The 16,427-nt window shown below is 51.2% G+C and carries 17 protein-coding genes, 1 pseudogene and 1 other annotated feature (1 of these 19 only partly in view); of the genes and pseudogenes, 7 read left to right on the top strand and 11 right to left on the bottom strand.

Annotated elements, in window-relative coordinates:
- Positions 1 to 2: 2 nt before the first annotated feature.
- The 5 genes from pduT to OGX90_RS09685 all read left to right on the top strand — a co-directional run bounded on the left by pduT (position 3) and on the right by OGX90_RS09685 (position 3,522).
- Positions 3 to 557, top strand: coding sequence for a propanediol utilization microcompartment protein PduT (gene pduT / locus OGX90_RS09705; RefSeq protein ID WP_234692092.1), 555 nt, complete (start codon positions 3 to 5; stop codon positions 555 to 557).
- Positions 557 to 907 (top strand): propanediol utilization microcompartment protein PduU, encoded by a 351-nt coding sequence (gene pduU / locus OGX90_RS09700; RefSeq protein WP_008785151.1) that lies wholly within the window; start codon positions 557 to 559, stop codon positions 905 to 907. The genes pduT and pduU overlap by 1 nt, the downstream gene beginning before the upstream one ends.
- Before the next feature lie 4 nt (positions 908 to 911).
- Entirely contained in the window at positions 912 to 1,364 is a 453-nt protein-coding gene (gene pduV, locus OGX90_RS09695) for a propanediol utilization protein PduV (protein ID WP_008785152.1), read from the top strand.
- The gene (locus OGX90_RS09690; protein WP_234692093.1) at positions 1,349 to 2,563 is read left to right on the top strand and encodes an acetate/propionate family kinase; all 1,215 of its coding nucleotides are present in this window, start codon (positions 1,349 to 1,351) and stop codon (positions 2,561 to 2,563) included. The genes pduV and OGX90_RS09690 overlap by 16 nt, the downstream gene beginning before the upstream one ends.
- 92 nt (positions 2,564 to 2,655) lie before the next feature.
- Positions 2,656 to 3,522, top strand: a complete 867-nt coding sequence (locus OGX90_RS09685; RefSeq protein ID WP_003834174.1) for a GHMP family kinase ATP-binding protein — start codon at positions 2,656 to 2,658, stop codon at positions 3,520 to 3,522.
- A gap of 40 nt (positions 3,523 to 3,562) precedes the next feature.
- Here the strand turns inward: OGX90_RS09685 and OGX90_RS09680 are convergent, their stop codons facing one another.
- From OGX90_RS09680 to phsA, 7 genes are all read right to left on the bottom strand, one after another.
- A complete protein-coding gene (locus tag OGX90_RS09680; protein ID WP_003834176.1) occupies positions 3,563 to 3,898 on the bottom strand; it encodes a DUF496 family protein in 336 nt (111 codons plus the stop codon).
- 238 nt (positions 3,899 to 4,136) lie between these two features.
- The gene (locus OGX90_RS09675) at positions 4,137 to 5,195 is read right to left on the bottom strand and encodes an FUSC family protein (protein WP_008785155.1); all 1,059 of its coding nucleotides are present in this window, start codon (positions 5,193 to 5,195) and stop codon (positions 4,137 to 4,139) included.
- 107 nt (positions 5,196 to 5,302) lie between these two features.
- The gene (gene sbmC / locus OGX90_RS09670) at positions 5,303 to 5,770 is read right to left on the bottom strand and encodes a DNA gyrase inhibitor SbmC (RefSeq protein ID WP_008785156.1); all 468 of its coding nucleotides are present in this window, start codon (positions 5,768 to 5,770) and stop codon (positions 5,303 to 5,305) included.
- Positions 5,771 to 5,893: 123 nt separating this feature from the next.
- A complete protein-coding gene (gene dacD / locus OGX90_RS09665) occupies positions 5,894 to 7,066 on the bottom strand; it encodes a serine-type D-Ala-D-Ala carboxypeptidase DacD (RefSeq protein ID WP_286623637.1) in 1,173 nt (390 codons plus the stop codon).
- Between the two features lie 139 nt (positions 7,067 to 7,205).
- A complete protein-coding gene (gene phsC / locus OGX90_RS09660) occupies positions 7,206 to 7,973 on the bottom strand; it encodes a thiosulfate reductase cytochrome B subunit (RefSeq protein ID WP_032943904.1) in 768 nt (255 codons plus the stop codon).
- The gene (gene phsB / locus OGX90_RS09655) at positions 7,970 to 8,548 is read right to left on the bottom strand and encodes a thiosulfate reductase electron transport protein PhsB (protein ID WP_003834185.1); all 579 of its coding nucleotides are present in this window, start codon (positions 8,546 to 8,548) and stop codon (positions 7,970 to 7,972) included. The genes phsC and phsB overlap by 4 nt, the downstream gene beginning before the upstream one ends.
- Positions 8,549 to 8,562: 14 nt before the next feature.
- The gene (gene phsA / locus OGX90_RS09650) at positions 8,563 to 10,836 is read right to left on the bottom strand and encodes a thiosulfate reductase PhsA (protein ID WP_286623634.1); all 2,274 of its coding nucleotides are present in this window, start codon (positions 10,834 to 10,836) and stop codon (positions 8,563 to 8,565) included.
- Positions 10,837 to 11,234: 398 nt separating this feature from the next.
- Here phsA and sbcB point away from each other — a divergent pair, with 398 nt between their 5' ends.
- On the top strand, positions 11,235 to 12,659 hold the full coding sequence (gene sbcB / locus OGX90_RS09645) for an exodeoxyribonuclease I (RefSeq protein WP_071445381.1): 1,425 nt from the start codon (positions 11,235 to 11,237) through the stop codon (positions 12,657 to 12,659).
- Positions 12,660 to 12,717: 58 nt separating this feature from the next.
- Here sbcB and plaP read toward each other — a convergent pair whose 3' ends face one another.
- The 4 genes and pseudogenes from plaP to OGX90_RS09630 form a co-directional block, all read right to left on the bottom strand.
- On the bottom strand, positions 12,718 to 14,079 hold the full coding sequence (gene plaP, locus OGX90_RS09640; protein WP_003834188.1) for a putrescine/proton symporter PlaP: 1,362 nt from the start codon (positions 14,077 to 14,079) through the stop codon (positions 12,718 to 12,720).
- Complete coding sequence (gene yoeI / locus OGX90_RS23825; protein ID WP_099045591.1) at positions 14,069 to 14,131, bottom strand: membrane protein YoeI; 63 nt, start codon at positions 14,129 to 14,131, stop codon at positions 14,069 to 14,071. Before yoeI ends, plaP begins: the two co-directional genes overlap by 11 nt.
- Positions 14,132 to 14,293: 162 nt before the next feature.
- Positions 14,294 to 15,278, bottom strand: a pseudogene (locus tag OGX90_RS09635) (LysR family transcriptional regulator).
- A gap of 41 nt (positions 15,279 to 15,319) precedes the next feature.
- Positions 15,320 to 16,144 carry an SDR family oxidoreductase gene (locus OGX90_RS09630; protein ID WP_008785162.1) on the bottom strand — a complete coding sequence of 275 codons (825 nt, stop codon included), beginning with the start codon at positions 16,142 to 16,144 and terminating at the stop codon, positions 15,320 to 15,322.
- Between the two features lie 174 nt (positions 16,145 to 16,318).
- Here OGX90_RS09630 and hisL point away from each other — a divergent pair, with 174 nt between their 5' ends.
- Positions 16,319 to 16,366 carry a his operon leader peptide gene (gene hisL / locus OGX90_RS09625; protein WP_100250077.1) on the top strand — a complete coding sequence of 16 codons (48 nt, stop codon included), beginning with the start codon at positions 16,319 to 16,321 and terminating at the stop codon, positions 16,364 to 16,366.
- Positions 16,342 to 16,427 (top strand) — a sequence feature (His leader region) (it continues 37 nt past the right edge of the window). Its footprint overlaps the gene before it by 25 nt.

Raw genomic sequence — 16,427 nt, 5'->3', positions numbered from 1 at the left:
TCATGTCTCAGGCTATAGGGATTTTAGAACTCACCAGCATTGCCAAAGGAATGGAAGCGGGTGATGCCATGTTAAAAAGCGCGAATGTGAATTTACTGGTCAGCAAGACCATCTGCCCGGGAAAATTTCTACTCATGCTCGGTGGTGACGTAGGTGCCGTACAGCAGGCGATTGCCACTGGAACATCTCTTGCCGGCGATATGCTCGTTGACAGTCTGGTACTCCCCAACATTCATGCCAGCGTACTCCCCGCAATCAGCGGGCTAAACAGCGTGGATAAGCGTCAGGCAGTTGGTATTGTCGAAACATGGAGCGTTGCTGCCTGCATCTGCGCCGCCGACCGGGCGGTTAAAGCCTCCAACGTCACGCTGGTACGCGTCCATATGGCATTTGGTATTGGCGGCAAGTGCTACATGGTCGTTGCTGGCGATGTATCCGATGTGAATAACGCAGTGACGGTTGCCAGTGAAAGCGCGGGTGAAAAAGGCCTGCTGGTTTACCGCTCGGTCATACCCCGCCCGCATGAAAGCATGTGGCGACATATGGTGGAGGGATAATGGAAAGACAACCCACCACGGATCGAATGATTCAGGAATATGTACCAGGCAAACAGGTCACGCTGGCGCATCTTATTGCTAATCCAGGTAAAGATTTGTTCAAGAAGCTGGGATTACCAGATGCGGTTTCCGCAATCGGTATTCTGACCATTACCCCCAGCGAAGCCTCAATCATCGCCTGTGATATCGCCACGAAATCCGGGGCGGTAGAGATTGGTTTTCTCGACCGGTTTACCGGCGCGGTGGTACTGACGGGTGATGTTTCCGCCGTTGAGTACGCGCTGAAACAGGTAACCCGAACGCTCGGCGAAATGATGCGTTTTACCGCGTGTCCCATCACCCGGACGTAATCTCATGAAACGTATCATGCTAATTGGCCCCAGCCAGTGCGGTAAAACGTCGCTCACGCAGTGCATGCGGGGAGAGGCGCTTCACTATCAGAAGACCCAGGCCATAGTCTGGTCTCCTACGACAATAGACACACCGGGTGAATATCTTGAGAACCGCTGCCTGTACAGCGCGCTGCTGGCCAGCGCCTGTGAAGCAGACATTATTGCGCTGGTACTCAATGCTGACGCGCCGTGGTCACCATTTTCTCCCGGTTTTACCGGACCAATGAACCGACCCGTTATTGGCCTCGTTACCAAAGCCGATTTAGCCAATCCGCAGCGTATTTCTCTTGTGGAGAGTTGGTTAGTTCAGGCTGGTGCGCAAAAAGTATTTGTCACCAGCGCGCTGGAGAATACTGGGGTCGATGAGATGTTCATTTTTCTGAATGCAAAGGAACCTTCATGTCTCACAAAATAATGGCCATTAATGCAGGTAGTTCCTCGCTTAAATTTCAACTACTGGCGATGCCGCAGGGTGAAATGATCTGTCAGGGGTTGATTGAACGTATCGGTTTGTCTGATGCGCAGGTCACCCTAAAAACGCCAGCGCAGAAATGGCAGGAGACTTTGCCCGTAGCCGATCACCGTGAAGCCGTAACGTTGCTCCTGGAAAAACTGCTCAACCACCACATTATCAACAGTCTGGAAGAGATCGACGGCGTGGGTCATCGCGTCGCGCACGGCGGAGAATCTTTTAAAGACTCCGCGCTGGTAACTGATGAAACGCTGGCAGAAATCGAGCGACTCGCGGAACTGGCCCCTCTGCATAACCCGGTAAATGCGTTGGGGATCGCGGTATTCCGCCAGCTATTACCCAAAACACCAGCCGTTGCGGTGTTCGACACCGCCTTTCATCAAACGCTTGATGAGCCTTCTTTCATCTATCCCCTGCCCTGGCGTTACTATTCAGAGTTGGGTATTCGTCGCTATGGTTTTCATGGTACCAGCCACAAATACGTTAGCTCACAGCTTGCTGAAAAACTGGGTGTACCACTCAGCGCCCTGCGCGTTGTTTGTTGTCATCTGGGCAACGGCAGCAGCATCTGCGCCATCAAAGGCGGACAATCGGTGAATACGTCAATGGGCTTTACGCCGCAGTCTGGCGTGATGATGGGCACGCGAAGTGGCGATATCGATCCGTCCATTTTACCGTGGATTGCCCTGCGAGAAGGCAAAACACCGCAGCAGCTCAACCAATTGCTCAACAATGAGTCTGGATTGCTCGGTGTTTCTGGCATCTCACCTGACTACCGCGACGTTGAACATGCCGCAGATACGGGCAATCATCAGGCTGCGCTGGCGTTGACGCTTTTTGCTGAGCGCATTCGTGCCACCATTGGTAGCTATATTATGCAGATGGGCGGTCTGGATGCCCTGGTGTTTACCGGTGGTATTGGCGAAAACTCCGCACGGGCGCGCACTGCGATTTGTCGTAACCTGAATTTCCTGGGGCTGGCCGTTGATGAGGAAAAAAATCAGCGTAATGCCACCTTCATTCAGACGGAAAATGCGATGGTCAAAGTAGCGGTGATTAATACCAATGAAGAGCTGATGATTGCGCAAGACGTTATGCGTTTAGCGATATCTGAAACTGTGACATTGGGCATTCCTGCATAATACTGCCGCACCGCAAATTGCGGCAAATCATGGTAATAGCGCGATCGCCATGACACTATGCGCCGAGGATTGCTGATCACATAGGTGAAGACGTGGCTGTTGCGCAATGTCCCGCATCGTGCGGAGAACTTATCCAGGGCTGGATTCTGGGCAGTGAGAAATTGGTCTCCTGCCCGGTTGAATGGTATAGCACCGTTGAGGTCACTTCAGGTTCACCGCTGACAGATGAACGTCCACTTTCGCGGGCGATGGTTGAGAGGTTATTGCTGCACTGGCAATACCCGGCACAAATGAGTCAGGATATTCGAATTGATGTCCAGTCAACCATTCCTGTCGCTAAAGGGATGGCCAGCAGCACAGCGGATATCGCCGCCACGGCAATCGCCACGGCGCAGTATCTGGGTCATCAGCTAGACGAATCCACTCTGGCGCAGCTTTGCGTTTCGCTGGAACCTACCGACAGCACCGTTTTCCGCCAGCTTACGCTGTTCGATCACAACGACGCCTCCACGCAAATTGCCTGTGAAGCCCAGCCTCAACTCGATCTGCTGGTTCTCGAAAGCCCGGAAACCTTGCTTACCGCTGATTATCACCGTACTCCACGCCAGTCAGGGTTACTTGCAGGCGCTCCAGCGCTGAAACGCGCATGGGAAAAGGTACAGGAAGCATGTATCAGTCAAAATCCTTATCGGATGGGTGAAGCCGCCACGCTGAGCGCGATCGCCAGCCAGTTGCTGTTACCTAAACCAAATTTTGATTCACTTTTAGCGCTGGTAGAAGAATGTGATTTATACGGTGTCAACGTTGCGCACAGTGGCAGCGTAGTCGGTCTGATGCTCGACAGAAAGCGTCATGATGTGGACTACATTAAATGGATGCTGACGCAGAAAAAATTAACGGAACACTGGCCGGAACAGCATTTGTTGCGGATGGTAACTGGCGGGGTCGAACTGCAATAAGGGCCGCCGCTATGCAGCGACCCGGACAAGCATAAAATCGTTACTCGGCTTTCGCTTCGCCGTTTTTCACTTCGCCCATCGCTTTCAGCTTTTTAGAGATGTCGCGGCGCTCTTTAGAGATCTCAGCGTTTTTGATGATGTAATCATCAACACGATCTTCATAATCGCTTTTCATGCTGGCGATAATGCCCTGAATCGCTTCCACGCTCATTCCAGGCTTGATGTAGTCGCTCAGGTTGTCCAGCAGCAGAACACGTTTCTGGTTGTCACGGATCTTTTTCTCAACGTCCTGGATTTCACGTTGCAGTTTGTTTTTACGACGGAACAGACGAACAAATTCCAGCACGTCCTGGAAAGAAGGCTTGGTAGTTTCCATTTTTACACCCCTGATAATGTGAGATTCGGATTCGTTAAAACAACGGCTAAAGTGGGTCAACATTACTTTCATGCCCGCCATACTTCAAGTTGCATCTGCATCGACCATGCATGGTTGAAACCTGAATTATCGAGGGTAAAGCCATTGCAGTTACCAATGGTTTTAGCCTTTTTCAGTATCATACCTCTAATCGTTGCTGAATCGAAGCAGCAGTAGAACCAATCCCCTCATCTGCTCTTTATTTGCGCAGCGCGCGACAGATCAAATGAGAGAGCAACTCCAGCTGTCGCGCCATTTCCATATTTAGCCAAACGTAGCCGTGAATGGGCGTTTCAGCGACATTATCGCCCTTATGCTCAGCAATAAGCTGACGTAACTCCACCACGGTGTCATTGAGTTTTTCCGTATTGGCAAGCACCGGTTGTGGATTACCTTCATACAATGCGTGGGTTATCGTCAGTAGCGCCTGTTGTGTCCTGAGCTGTGTTTCACGCAAAGTATGCGCATTCAACATAACAAAGTGGCTGGTACGGCTGGCCCAGAGCGCATTGATTTGCAGCTCAAGCATGCAGACCAGGTTGCGATTAACCGTCTGAATAGCTTCAAAGATTGATTTTTGAATGCGGGTTTCTTTGCTGGCAGGAACGATGAGCCCACGCATTTTGACAACATCGCTTAAAAGCTGTTGTAAATGCTTTTCCAGTCGCGGTTGCTCCAGCAGGTTGGGAGATAGCGCAGCCTGATACACCCGATTGTACCCCGTTACGCAATGCGCCAACTGAATTCGCCAGTGTATAAATGCCCGCTGCGGCCAGATACCGGTAAACAGCATTGCCAGTAATGAACCCAGAATAACATCGCCGCCGCGCCATAACGCTGTGTTCATATCACCAGCGGGGGCGCCCACAACGACCGCAAGCGTTATACCAATCAGCAACGCCTGATACGGCTTTTTACCCAGTGCCAGCCAGCCGCAGAGAAACATCGCTACCGCGCACCATATCAGCATTAGCGGAAGTGAAAAGAGCTCCAGACGAAGAGCCACCAGCCCAAGTACCGAACCCAGAATTGTCCCGCCAATACGCTCAAACGCTCTGGGGACAACGTTCCCCCAAAAGGAAATAGGCCCCATAATTACCACCAACGTAATCAGAGGCCATGTACCTTCAGGAATGTTCAACAGGCGAACCAACAGAAAAGTAAAAAGAAACGCCAGCGCAATGCGAACACCATGCACCACACGATAATGACGATACAAACGAATTTCAAAAGGACTCAGTGACTTATCTGCACGCACTCATGCACTCCGTCAGGGAATTGCAAAGAACAGAATTGTACCTGTTTTTTGAGTGAAAACATCACCCTGATGACCAGGACATTCATCCTGATTTACACCAAAAACAGTTACTTCGACTGTACCGGCACGTACATTTCAATGTCCCAGTAGCCGTCCTCCATGCCATTGTTCATATAAACTTCAAAGCAAGGTTTAGCGGCTATCGCATACGTCGAATCCTGCAGCAGGCGCTCAAAGAACTGATACCACGGCGTCGCGAAGTCATGATTTTCAACGCGCGCAACGGCGATAGCATAGTCGCCCCCCGCCAGTTCGGTCTGGATCACCCCTTCGCTGTTTTCTGGGATCTCAAAACCTTCAGGCACAGACACCACGGTATCACAACGCAGTTTTTCCGCCGGAACAACGTCAGGATTGTCGTAATAAACGGCTATCCATTCCAGCGGTACGATCTGCTTACCGTCGACCCACATCATTAACTGCTCGAAACCCTGCTTTACCGTTTGTTCCCACGGTCCAACCATATGGAAACCGGCAATTATGCGTTTCTCAACCTGCTTTATCTCGTACTCCATATAACCTCCGTTATTACACTGTATTTATATACAGTGTAATTTTTAGGTATGACGGCCACAAGGAATCAGTGATTATTATGTGAGCAGATTCGCACTCTTGCCAGTCAGGCACATCAGGAAAAACTACGCCTTGTGGTGGAAGTAATCGCTCAAACGCGAGAAGACATCGCCTTCGTTGACAGACTCCAGCGTAACCAGAGGCCAGTGCGCCACCAGTTTATCCCGATCGTAGAGTTCAATTTCCCCCACACGTTGATGGGCAGCAATGGGGGCAACCAGTTCTTTCTTATCAAGAACATATTTTGCCTTGATATTAGCGACTTCGGCTTTAGGCAGGGCCATCCAGAAATCCTGCTCTGTGCCAAGGCTAATTTTTTCTTTATCGCCGTACCAGATCCGTTCAATACCAACCTGCTTACCGCTACGTAATACCTGCACGGTATCGAAGTTCTGTTGTCCCCATTGCAGCAGTTTTCGCGCCTGGTCTTCACGCCCTTTCGCACTCTCCGCCCCCATCACAACCGCAATCAGGCGGCGCTGACCATCAACAGCTGAAGCAATCAGATTGAATCCAGCGCCGGAGGTATGCCCAGTCTTCAGACCGTCGACGTTCATGGTTTTATCCCACAACAAACCGTTACGGTTTTGCTGCGTAATTCCGTTCCAGGTAAGGCTTTTTTCACTGTACATATGGTAGAAATCCGGCTCTCCATGGATGATAGCTCTCGACAGCACGGCCAGATCGTATGCTGAGCTGTGCTGACCTGGCGCATCCAGACCATGTACCGTTTCAAAATGCGTGTCCCGCAGGTTCAGCTTTTGCACATAGTTGTTCATCATCGCGACAAACTGCGGCTGCCCTCCGGCGATGTAATCCGCCAGCGCCACACAGGCATCATTACCGGAATCAACAATTAACCCGCGACTCAGATCGCGCACAGAAACGCGATCCCCTTCTTTCAGGAACATTAAGGATGAACCGACGAATACCGGATTATCTTTCGCCCAGGCATCTCGTCCTACGGTGACAATATCTGTCGGACTAATACGCTTGCTGTCGATTGCGCGATCGACAACATAGCCGGTCATCAGCTTGGTCAGGCTGGCAGGGTTGCGCTGCTGGTGTTCATTTCCGGCTGTCAGGATTTGGCCCGTGGTGTAATCCATTAATACCCACGCACCGGCATTAATTGCCGGAGGCTGTGGAGCGAAACTGGCGACGTCGGTCGCGTACGCGGGCGAAAAACTCATCGCAAATAGTGAAGCGGCAATAAACAAACGGCGTTTCAACAGCATGTCCTCAGGAAATGGAGAAATAGCCGTTCTTTTTACGGAAGTTCTGGCGAACAAACATGGATAAATTGCAAGAAAATGTGACATAAGGCACATTTTCTTGCTGTAAGGAAAGGATTTCAGATATCGACCGCGTCTGGCGTTACCCTTTGCGCGGTGCCGTTTCTGCGTGATGGCTACGATGACGATGATAGCCATCTATCATACTGCGGAAAATTTGCCCCGGCGTGTCACCCAGCGTGCACAGGTAAATATGCGCACAGATGAACAGTAAGCCGACAATCGCCAACACCATATGCAGCACCAGCATCAAAGGCCCAGCCCCTACCACCTGCGGGTAGAGGCATAACAACCCGGTGATGATTAGCAGCGGAATCAGCGCATACATGATGGCCAGATAAGCCAGCTGTTGTAGCGGGTTAAATTTACTCTCTGCCGTTGCGGCAAACGGGTGTGGTTCACCCTTCATGATGCCATACAGATAAAAGCGCGTTTGCAACAAGCAGCGTGATATCAACCCGTTAAACTTCACCCGGTAATGACAACCGTTGCCGCTGGTTGCGTTGATTAGCACAAAACCAACCCAGAAGGCCAACAAGGCGAAACCGCACCAGGTATGTACCTGCACCATCAATGCCACCGGTCCGACAGAGAAGTGACCAAACAGGCCACTCAGCAAAAGCAGGATAAAAAGCAGCGCATTACCCCAGTGCCAGCGGCGGACTGCCAGAGAATAAAGGTAATCCCGGTGCTCTTCTCCGGTTGCCGTCTTGGGTGCCAGCATCCGACGTAACAGCGCGTGCATAACCAGGCCCGCAATCATCAGCACAACAACAACGCCTGCATAAATGAGCCACAGCGGCCAGTAGTCCGGCGCATAGTTAAGCTCTGCTCCCCAGATAGAATTCATGCTTTACCCTCCTGATGGATCTCTTTACGCCGATAAACACTCACCGGACCGCTACGCGTATCCTGCTGGCGATAAACCTCTTTTTGATTTATCCAGTGCTGAATTTCCGGATCGTCACGACGACCAAATTTCAGCGCATCCGTCGGACAAACGGAAACGCAGGCGGGCGATTGACCGCTCTCGAGTCGGGTATCTGCGCAGAAGTTACATTTGTCGGCAATTCCCGTTTGCGGATTGAGATAACGGACATGGAACGGACAAGCGGCAACGCAGTAGTCACAGCCAATACAGCGAGACTTATCCACTTGCACAATGCCATTTTCGTCGCGAAATGATGCACCGGTCGGACAAACGCTGACACACGGCGCATCTTCACAATGCTGACAGGAGACGCGAACAAACTGGAAGTGGGACAGCACCTCGGGTTCATGTTCGGGTGAACGGATCTGCACCTGTAGACGGCTAAATCCCTCTGGCACATCATTCAGAACTTTGCAGGCAACCGTACATGCCTGACAGCCGATACAGCGTTTCTCGTCATGCAGCATGACATAAGGGTTCGTAGATTGATTCATGATGTTCTCCTTTCTCATGCCCGACGAAGCGTAACGCCAGCGGTGTGGACCACCGTACCGGAAACCGGACTGGTAACATGCGGAAGCAAATTACCGCAATGGATACCGTGCGTTGTCGCTGCGGTTTTGGCTCCCGCCTTGGCGCCAAATCCCATATAAACAAACAGCGTATCGGGCCGAATTCCGGCGGTGACCAGCGCTTTGCCTTTTTCCTTGCCGGTCGCATTTTCCAGCCAGATGTCATCACCGCTTTTGATGCCTTTTTCACGGGCCGTTTGCGGGTGGATCCACACCGCGTTATCCCACATCAACTCGCTAAGCAGTGGCACGTATTGCGTCGCACCGTTGGTATGAACCGCCACTTTTCCCTGGATAAAATAGAGTTCACTGTCGCCTTTAAGCGCAAAATTGCGCGCGCGCGGAATACCGTATCCAGGCAGGAGCGTTTCCAGCTCTTCGGAATAGAGTTCGATTTTTCCTGACGGAGATTTAAAGCGCAGTTGCTCGCCATAGGTACCGTCGCTGTCAACCGCCACCGCGCCCGGATAGCGTTCCACAAACTGACGCACCGCTTCAGGTTCACGCAGCAGCAACGGAACACCCCACTCCCGATACCCTTTCTGACGCATTTCAGCAGATAGCGCATGATCGCCATTAAGCTGGTATAACTGACGCGTTTGCATATCCTGCCATGGGTAAAATTGGCCAAGGCCTAACTGCACGGCCAGCTCTTTCCAGATTTGCCAGCTCGGACGCGCATCACCAATAGGTTCTACTACCTGCTGACGCAGGGCATAGGCTGGATTCAGACCCGACATGTCTGAAACTTCTTCATCGCGCTCAAGGTAAGTACATTCAGGCAAAAGGTAGTCGGCATACGCCGCGCTTTCGCTTAAATAGACATCACAACTGACCACAAGGTCGAGCTGTTCAACGGTTTTGACCAGATCTGGTCGACAGGTTACGGTTTGGAAAGGGTTGTGTCGGGACATAATCCATCCCTTCACCGGATAAGGCGTCTGGTTTAACACAGCATCAATGATGCTTTGCACCACACCACCGCCCGCCGCGATGTACTTAAACTGCGGGGCTACCAGATCGATACGCTGCGCCGTTGGCTTGGGTAATTTGACATCGGGTTTTGCCAGCACCGGAGCGACCTTCTCTCCAGCCAGCTTATTGTAAGTTGCCGCCGCTTTTTTCTGATACAAACCGCCTTCACGCTCAATATTGCCAAGCAGCACATTGAGGGTAAAAATCATGCGCCGCATATCAATTTCTTCTTGCGAAAACGTCGCGCGATGGCCCGGACTGACGATAGCATGAGGCGCGCAGGCGGCCATTTCGCGGGTGACCCGAACAATGACATCAGCAGGCACATCCGCGAGCTGCTGCGCCCATTCCGGCGTGGTCTCTTGTACCGCTTCTGCCAGTTGCTCAAACCCCGTGGTGTAGCGCGCAACAAAGTCCGCGTCATACAGATTTTCATTGATCATGACGTGACACATGGCCATCAGCACCGGTAAATCGCCGCCCGGCTTGAGCGCATGCCATTCATCCGCCTTGCTGGAGAATACGGACAGACGGGGATCGAAGCTGACCATCTTCGCCCCCTTCTCCTGCGCGGTCATCAGCTCATGCGTATCAGCAACCTCGATCCCTTCATAGAGGTTATGGCCAAAAGAGACCATATAACGGGTATTGGCGATATCCATGGCTAAATCGCCACCCATCATCACTTTAGCTGCAATGGCTTTACCGGCAGGACACGTTGATGCGTGAGTAAAGGTATTTGGTGATCCGAAAGCTGTCGCGAGGTGAAATAAATGGCCAGACAGCGAGCCAGATTTAGACGAGAAGACGACTCCCTGGGGACCATATTGCGTTTTTATTGCCGTCATTTTTTCAGCAATTTCTTTATATGCCTGTTCCCAGCTAATCACCTGCCAGTCACCGCTCCCGCGAGGTCCTGTGCGTTTCATGGGTTTAACAATGCGATGAGGGTCGTTGACCAGGCTAACGCCGCTGCCGCCGCGAGCGCAGACACGTGTCCCCTGTTGTGGCGCATTAGGGTTTCCCTGAATAAAAACCGTTTTATTATTAATCACCTGAGCCTGAATTGGGCAGCGAAAAGAACACATCTCGCACAAACTTGGCGTCAGGGTTGTTTTCCCTTTGATACTCTCTGGAGAATTTCGCGCCAGTGCCCCAGGCGGGAAACTGCCTATCGCACAGGCTGAACAGCCTATACCCACTCCTCGCAAAAAATTACGCCGACTAATGCTCATATAACCTCCTGTTATTAGATATATCCAATAATTATATGGCGTTTAGATTATTTATTTTTTACATCAATCACATTTCATTACAATGCATGACAGCGAATTGACATAAATAAAAACCATTGTTTATAAAAGATTTTTAAAGTTTCCAGAACACAGCAAATAAAAGGGAAATAACAATAATGGTTATCAGTTAGATTATTTACAAACCCGCAACCTCAAGATATTTTATTTCCGTAATTTATTTTAACAGTGCGGAATTTATTAATTAATTCCATTAACGTCCTGTTTATCTCAATTTTATTGCGTACACAATCCAGCTTCGATAATGCCATAGCTGATTATCTCGCTATTTTTTGGTATTCTTGAACCAGCGCTAAATTGATCCCGGACATAACTGAACAATGAATGACGGCAAGCAGCAACCTGGTTTTCTCTTCCACGATTACGAGACCTTTGGTACCCATCCGGCGCTGGACAGACCCGCGCAATTTGCGGCTATACGCACAGATAATGATTTCAACATCATCGGTGAACCAGAAGTCTTTTATTGCAAACCCGCGGACGATTATCTGCCGCAGCCTGAGGCGGTGTTGATTACAGGTATCACACCGCAGGAAGCACGTGAAAAGGGAGAAAATGAAGCCGCTTTTGCTGCACGCATCCACGCCCTGTTCACCGTGCCGAAAACCTGTATCCTGGGCTATAACAACGTGCGCTTCGATGATGAGGTGACGCGCAACATCCTGTATCGCAATTTCTACGATCCCTATGCCTGGAGCTGGCAGAACGATAATTCGCGCTGGGATCTGCTGGATGTGATGCGCGCCTGCTATGCCCTGCGCCCTGAAGGCATTAACTGGCCGGAAAACGACGACGGCTTACCCAGCTTCCGCCTGGAGCATTTGACCAAAGCCAACGGTATTGAGCATACCAATGCTCACGATGCTATGGCGGACGTATACGCCACAATCGCAATGGCGCAATTAGTGAAGTCGCGCCAGCCGCGTCTGTTTGATTATCTCTACAGCCATCGTAATAAGCACAAGCTGGCCGCGCTGATTGATGTCCCGCAAATGAAGCCGCTGGTCCATGTCTCTGGTATGTTCGGCGCATGGCGCGGAAACACCAGTTGGGTAGCGCCGTTGGCGTGGCATCCGGAGAATCGTAACGCTGTTATTATGGTCGACTTAGCCGGTGATATTTCGCCGCTGCTCGAACTCGACAGTGATGCCCTGCGCGAGCGGCTCTACACGTCTAAAGTGGATCTGGGTGATAACCCGGCCGTACCGGTTAAACTGGTGCACATCAACAAATGCCCGGTACTGGCACAGGCGAATACTCTGCGTCCGGAAGATGCCGACCGTCTTGGCATTAACCGCCAGCACTGTCTGGATAATCTCAAAGTTCTGCGCGAAAATCCGCAGATACGCGACAAAGTGGTCGCGATCTTTGCAGATGCGGAACCCTTTACACCATCAGATAACGTAGATGCCCAACTTTATAACGGCTTTTTCAGCGATGCTGACCGTGCGGCGATGAAAATCGTTCTGGAAACCGAACCACGCAATTTACCGGCGCTGGATATCTCCTTTGTCGATAAGCGCATTGAAAAACTGTTGTTTAATTACCGTGCACGTAACTTCCCGGGAACGCTGGACGAAGCAGAACAGCAACGCTGGCTGGACCATCGCCGCCAGGTATTCACACCGGAGTTTTTGCAAAATTACGCCAATGAACTGCAGTTATTGAGCCAGCAATATGCGGATAACAAAGAAAAGTTGATGCTGCTGAAATCACTCTGGCAGTATGCCGAAGAGATTGTATAAATCCCACGTATAAAAAAACGGAGAACATGTCTCCGTTTTTTTTAGTTAAATGCTGTTATTACGCGACATCTTCGTCGTACTGCGGTACCGGGTTGCGGAAGCTTTTGGTCACACAAGCCAGGTAAATCAGACCGATACCGGCCCAGATCAGACCCAGAACCATTGAGCTCTCTTCCAGATTCACCCACAGCGCACCAACGGTCAGCGCACCGCACATCGGCAGGAACAGATACTGGAAGTGGTCTTTCAGCGTCTTGTTACGCTTCTCACGGATCCAGAACTGGGAGATCACCGACAGGTTAACGAAGGTAAACGCCACCAGCGCACCAAAGTTAATCAGCGCCGTCGCCATCACCAGGTCGAAGTTGATTGCCAGCAGAGCAATCGCACCAACCAGAATGATGTTCATAGACGGAGTACGCCATTTCGGGTGTACATAACCGAAGAAACTTTTCGGGAACACGCCGTCACGCCCCATCACGTACATCAGACGCGCTACGCCAGCATGCGCCGCCATACCGGACGCCAGTACGGTAATGGTAGAGAAAATCAGCGCGCCAACCTGGAAGAACTTACCGGCGACGTACAGCATGATTTCCGGCTGCGAAGCGTCTGGATCCTTGAAGCGCGAGATATCCGGGAAGTACAGCTGCAACAGATAGGTGGAGACGATAAAGATCAGGCCACCAATCAGCGCGGTCAGGAAAATCGCACGCGGGATCACACGCTCAGCGTCTTTGGTTTCTTCTGACAGGTTGCTGATACCGTCAAAACCGGTGAACGAGAAGCACAGGATGGTCGCGCCCGTGATCATCGGGATCACGTGTGCATCACCTGACCAGAACGGACGGCTGCTCGCCAGCGTACCGGCACCTTCCCCTTCGAACACGCCATAAACGACCATGCCGAGGATCACTGCAATCAGCACCACCTGCAACAACACGATTACGGTGTTGAAATTCGCAACGGATTTAAGGCTGCGCAGGTTAAAGGCAGTCATAAAGGCCACCAGCGCCACCACGAATATCCATGACGGTATCGACGGCACCAGGGCTTCAAAATAAATTTTTGCCAACAGAATGTTGATCATCGGAGCGAACAGGTAGTCCAGCAGTGATGACCAACCCACCATAAAGCCAACGGTCGGGCTAATGGATTTCTGGGCATAAGTGTAGGCAGAGCCTGCAGACGGATAGCGACGCACCAGTTTACCGTAGCTCAGTGCGGTAAAAAGGATGGCGATCAGTGCAAAGGCGTAAGCTGTCGGGACGTGACCATCGGTCATTCCTGATACGATACCGAATGTATCGAACAGCGTCATCGGCTGCATATAGGCAAGGCCCATCATGACAACCGGAACCAGCGTAAGCGTTTTACGTAATTCCACGCGAGAGGTGTTTGGAGTAGCGTTATGCGACATGGTTATCCCCCATTACGGCGAAAACCGTCGCGTAAGCAAAAAATTGCCCCATTTTTTGTTAATCCTCAGCGACAACAACTGTCGATTTTTAAGTAAGTATCTATCCGGTACGAAGCCCGGCCTCTTTTATGAATGATTGGTTTGATGCAAAAAAATAACCGACGCGTATTAAAACGTCGGTTAATGTCATTTTTTGCAAGCGGCGTATTTTGCCCTAAATTGGGGAGAAATAACAAGAGATTGAAGCGGCCACAAAAGAATATTTTTTCTTAACTGATTGATTTGTCAGCAGCCGTTTTAACATACACCCCGGCAATAGCACTATTTGCTAAAATTTCATCCCGCCACCAGGCACTGGCCAACCCGGCGGTCTGTTCATTCCAGCCTATCCACACGGGTTCAAAGACAATTTGCGCGACCACTTTTTTCTCAATCAGTGCGCCGCTCTCCAGAAATCGCTGCGCCAGGTAGCGCGGAATATAGCCACATCCCAGACCGCTGATTTGCAGTTCCAGCTTGGTTTTGAAGTCAAAAACGGTAATGGCTTCCTGATCGTCAAGCACCTGGGAACCTGAGACGTTGGCATGCTGCGCATTGTCCCCCACCACAATGGCGCGAAAACGGCGAATGGTACGACGATTTAACGGTTCCTGTTCCTGCGCCAGCGGGTGATGCGGCGCAACCACAAACACCTGTTCCAAAACCCCGAGCCGTGCAAAGCCAAATTCACTCGCTGCAGGGGGTTCATGCATGGCGCCAACGATAATATCCGCCCGGCCCTGAGTTAGGGCATCCCAGGAGCCGCCCAGCACGCCATTGATAAATTTCAGGCGCGTCACGCTATGGTGTTGATAGAAAGACTCGATGAGTGGGGCCAGCAGTGAAAAGGGAAACGTATCATCTACGCCAATAACCAGTTCATTCTCCCAGCCTTCGTGAAGTTTAATCGCCTGCTTTTCAAGTTCGCGGACGGTGTGCAGCACCTCCCGCCCCTTTTCCAGCAGCATCTGCCCGGTGCGGGTGAACTTAGCCCGGTGTCCGCTGCGATCGAGTAGCTGAATATTAAGATCGCTTTCCAGCTTATGGACGGTGTAGCTAAGCGCAGACGGCGTCTTAAACAATTTTGCCGACGCCGCCGCGAAACTGCCCTCTTTTTCTAATGCATCGAGGATGATAAGAACGTCCAGCAGTGGTTTCATACTCGCCCCCTGGCGGTATACAGCGGCACTCTGCTGGATTGTCACTCCATCGGCATCACCAGCGGGTCAGGATACTGGTACTCAAACCCAAGCTCATTACAAATACGGTTGCCATCAATGACTTTACCTTTACCGTTATCCGTACCGCCGCGAAATTCCGGCGGCTCCATCCCCAACTGGCGGGCCATCTGCGGATAGAACACGTTACGCGCTGGATGCATAGGCGCACATATATTATAGATGTGTCCCCCTTTAGGCGCTTGCAGCAGTAACGTGATGGCAGAAACCACATCGTCCAGATGCACCAGATTGACGCCATGATGTCCGTCTGGTGCCGTCTTGCCGGCAAAGAAGCGACCAGGATGTCTTCCCGGACCGACCAACCCGGCCAGACGCAAAATATCCACCGACGTGCCTGGCAAATTGTGCAACCAGTCTTCAAGTTCTTTCAGGACACGACCGCTCGCCGTGACCGGATTACGCGGCGTCCCCTCTTTCACTGTGCCTTGAACGTCACCATAGACTGACGTCGAACTGGTAAAAATAATTCGTGGGATCCGATACGCCAGCGCGCTGTCGACCAGCTCCTGCATTGCCTGCAAGTAAAATGCTTCCCCAGGACCGCTACGACGCGCAGGCAGCGTAATAACCAGCGCATCGGCGTCCATCAGTGCATCGAGATCGTCAGCCTCACAGACCAGTTCAGGTTCCAGGCGCAGCGAATAACTCTCGATACCGCTCATGCGGGCCGCTTCCACCCCATCCAATGTGGTTTTGCTGCCGGTAACCTGCCAGCCTCTCGCCGCCAGCGACATGGCTAACGGCATGCCTAACCAACCTAACCCGACAATTGCGACCTTTTTCATGCCTTCTCTCCTGACTTTTGGCCTATAACGCAAGGCTACGCCAGCCCACGGTGGCTGACAATTCATAGTATCAATATGAAATGAATTAATGATCAAAAAAAGCCCTTGCTTTCCGTAGCTAAAGTGGTTTAGGTTAAAAGACATCAAATGAATAAACATTCATCGAGAAAATTTATGACACGCGCTCAATTCAAACACCATCATCACCATCATCCTGACTAGTCTTTCAGGCGATGTGTGCTGGGAGACGTTTAAATCTTCCAGCGGTGCATGAGCGTATGAG

This window comes from Citrobacter sp. Cpo012 (assembly GCF_030333015.1).
GTDB lineage: Bacteria > Pseudomonadota > Gammaproteobacteria > Enterobacterales > Enterobacteriaceae > Citrobacter > Citrobacter portucalensis.
The sequence above is the reverse complement of the archived record's forward strand: the minus strand, read 5'-3'. Positions and strand labels throughout refer to the sequence as shown.

Coding starts and splice junctions, on each gene's coding strand:
- dacD (WP_286623637.1), bottom strand. CDS start 7,066: ATGCTGTTGAAACGCCGTTTGTTTATTGCCGCTTCACTATTTGCGATG.
- pduV (WP_008785152.1), top strand. CDS start 912: ATGAAACGTATCATGCTAATTGGCCCCAGCCAGTGCGGTAAAACGTCG.
- pduT (WP_234692092.1), top strand. CDS start 3: ATGTCTCAGGCTATAGGGATTTTAGAACTCACCAGCATTGCCAAAGGA.
- phsB (WP_003834185.1), bottom strand. CDS start 8,548: ATGAATCAATCTACGAACCCTTATGTCATGCTGCATGACGAGAAACGC.
- sbmC (WP_008785156.1), bottom strand. CDS start 5,770: ATGGAGTACGAGATAAAGCAGGTTGAGAAACGCATAATTGCCGGTTTC.
- sbcB (WP_071445381.1), top strand. CDS start 11,235: ATGAATGACGGCAAGCAGCAACCTGGTTTTCTCTTCCACGATTACGAG.
- plaP (WP_003834188.1), bottom strand. CDS start 14,079: ATGTCGCATAACGCTACTCCAAACACCTCTCGCGTGGAATTACGTAAA.
- pduU (WP_008785151.1), top strand. CDS start 557: ATGGAAAGACAACCCACCACGGATCGAATGATTCAGGAATATGTACCA.
- OGX90_RS09630 (WP_008785162.1), bottom strand. CDS start 16,144: ATGAAAAAGGTCGCAATTGTCGGGTTAGGTTGGTTAGGCATGCCGTTA.
- OGX90_RS09680 (WP_003834176.1), bottom strand. CDS start 3,898: ATGGAAACTACCAAGCCTTCTTTCCAGGACGTGCTGGAATTTGTTCGT.
- phsC (WP_032943904.1), bottom strand. CDS start 7,973: ATGAATTCTATCTGGGGAGCAGAGCTTAACTATGCGCCGGACTACTGG.
- phsA (WP_286623634.1), bottom strand. CDS start 10,836: ATGAGCATTAGTCGGCGTAATTTTTTGCGAGGAGTGGGTATAGGCTGT.
- OGX90_RS09690 (WP_234692093.1), top strand. CDS start 1,349: ATGTCTCACAAAATAATGGCCATTAATGCAGGTAGTTCCTCGCTTAAA.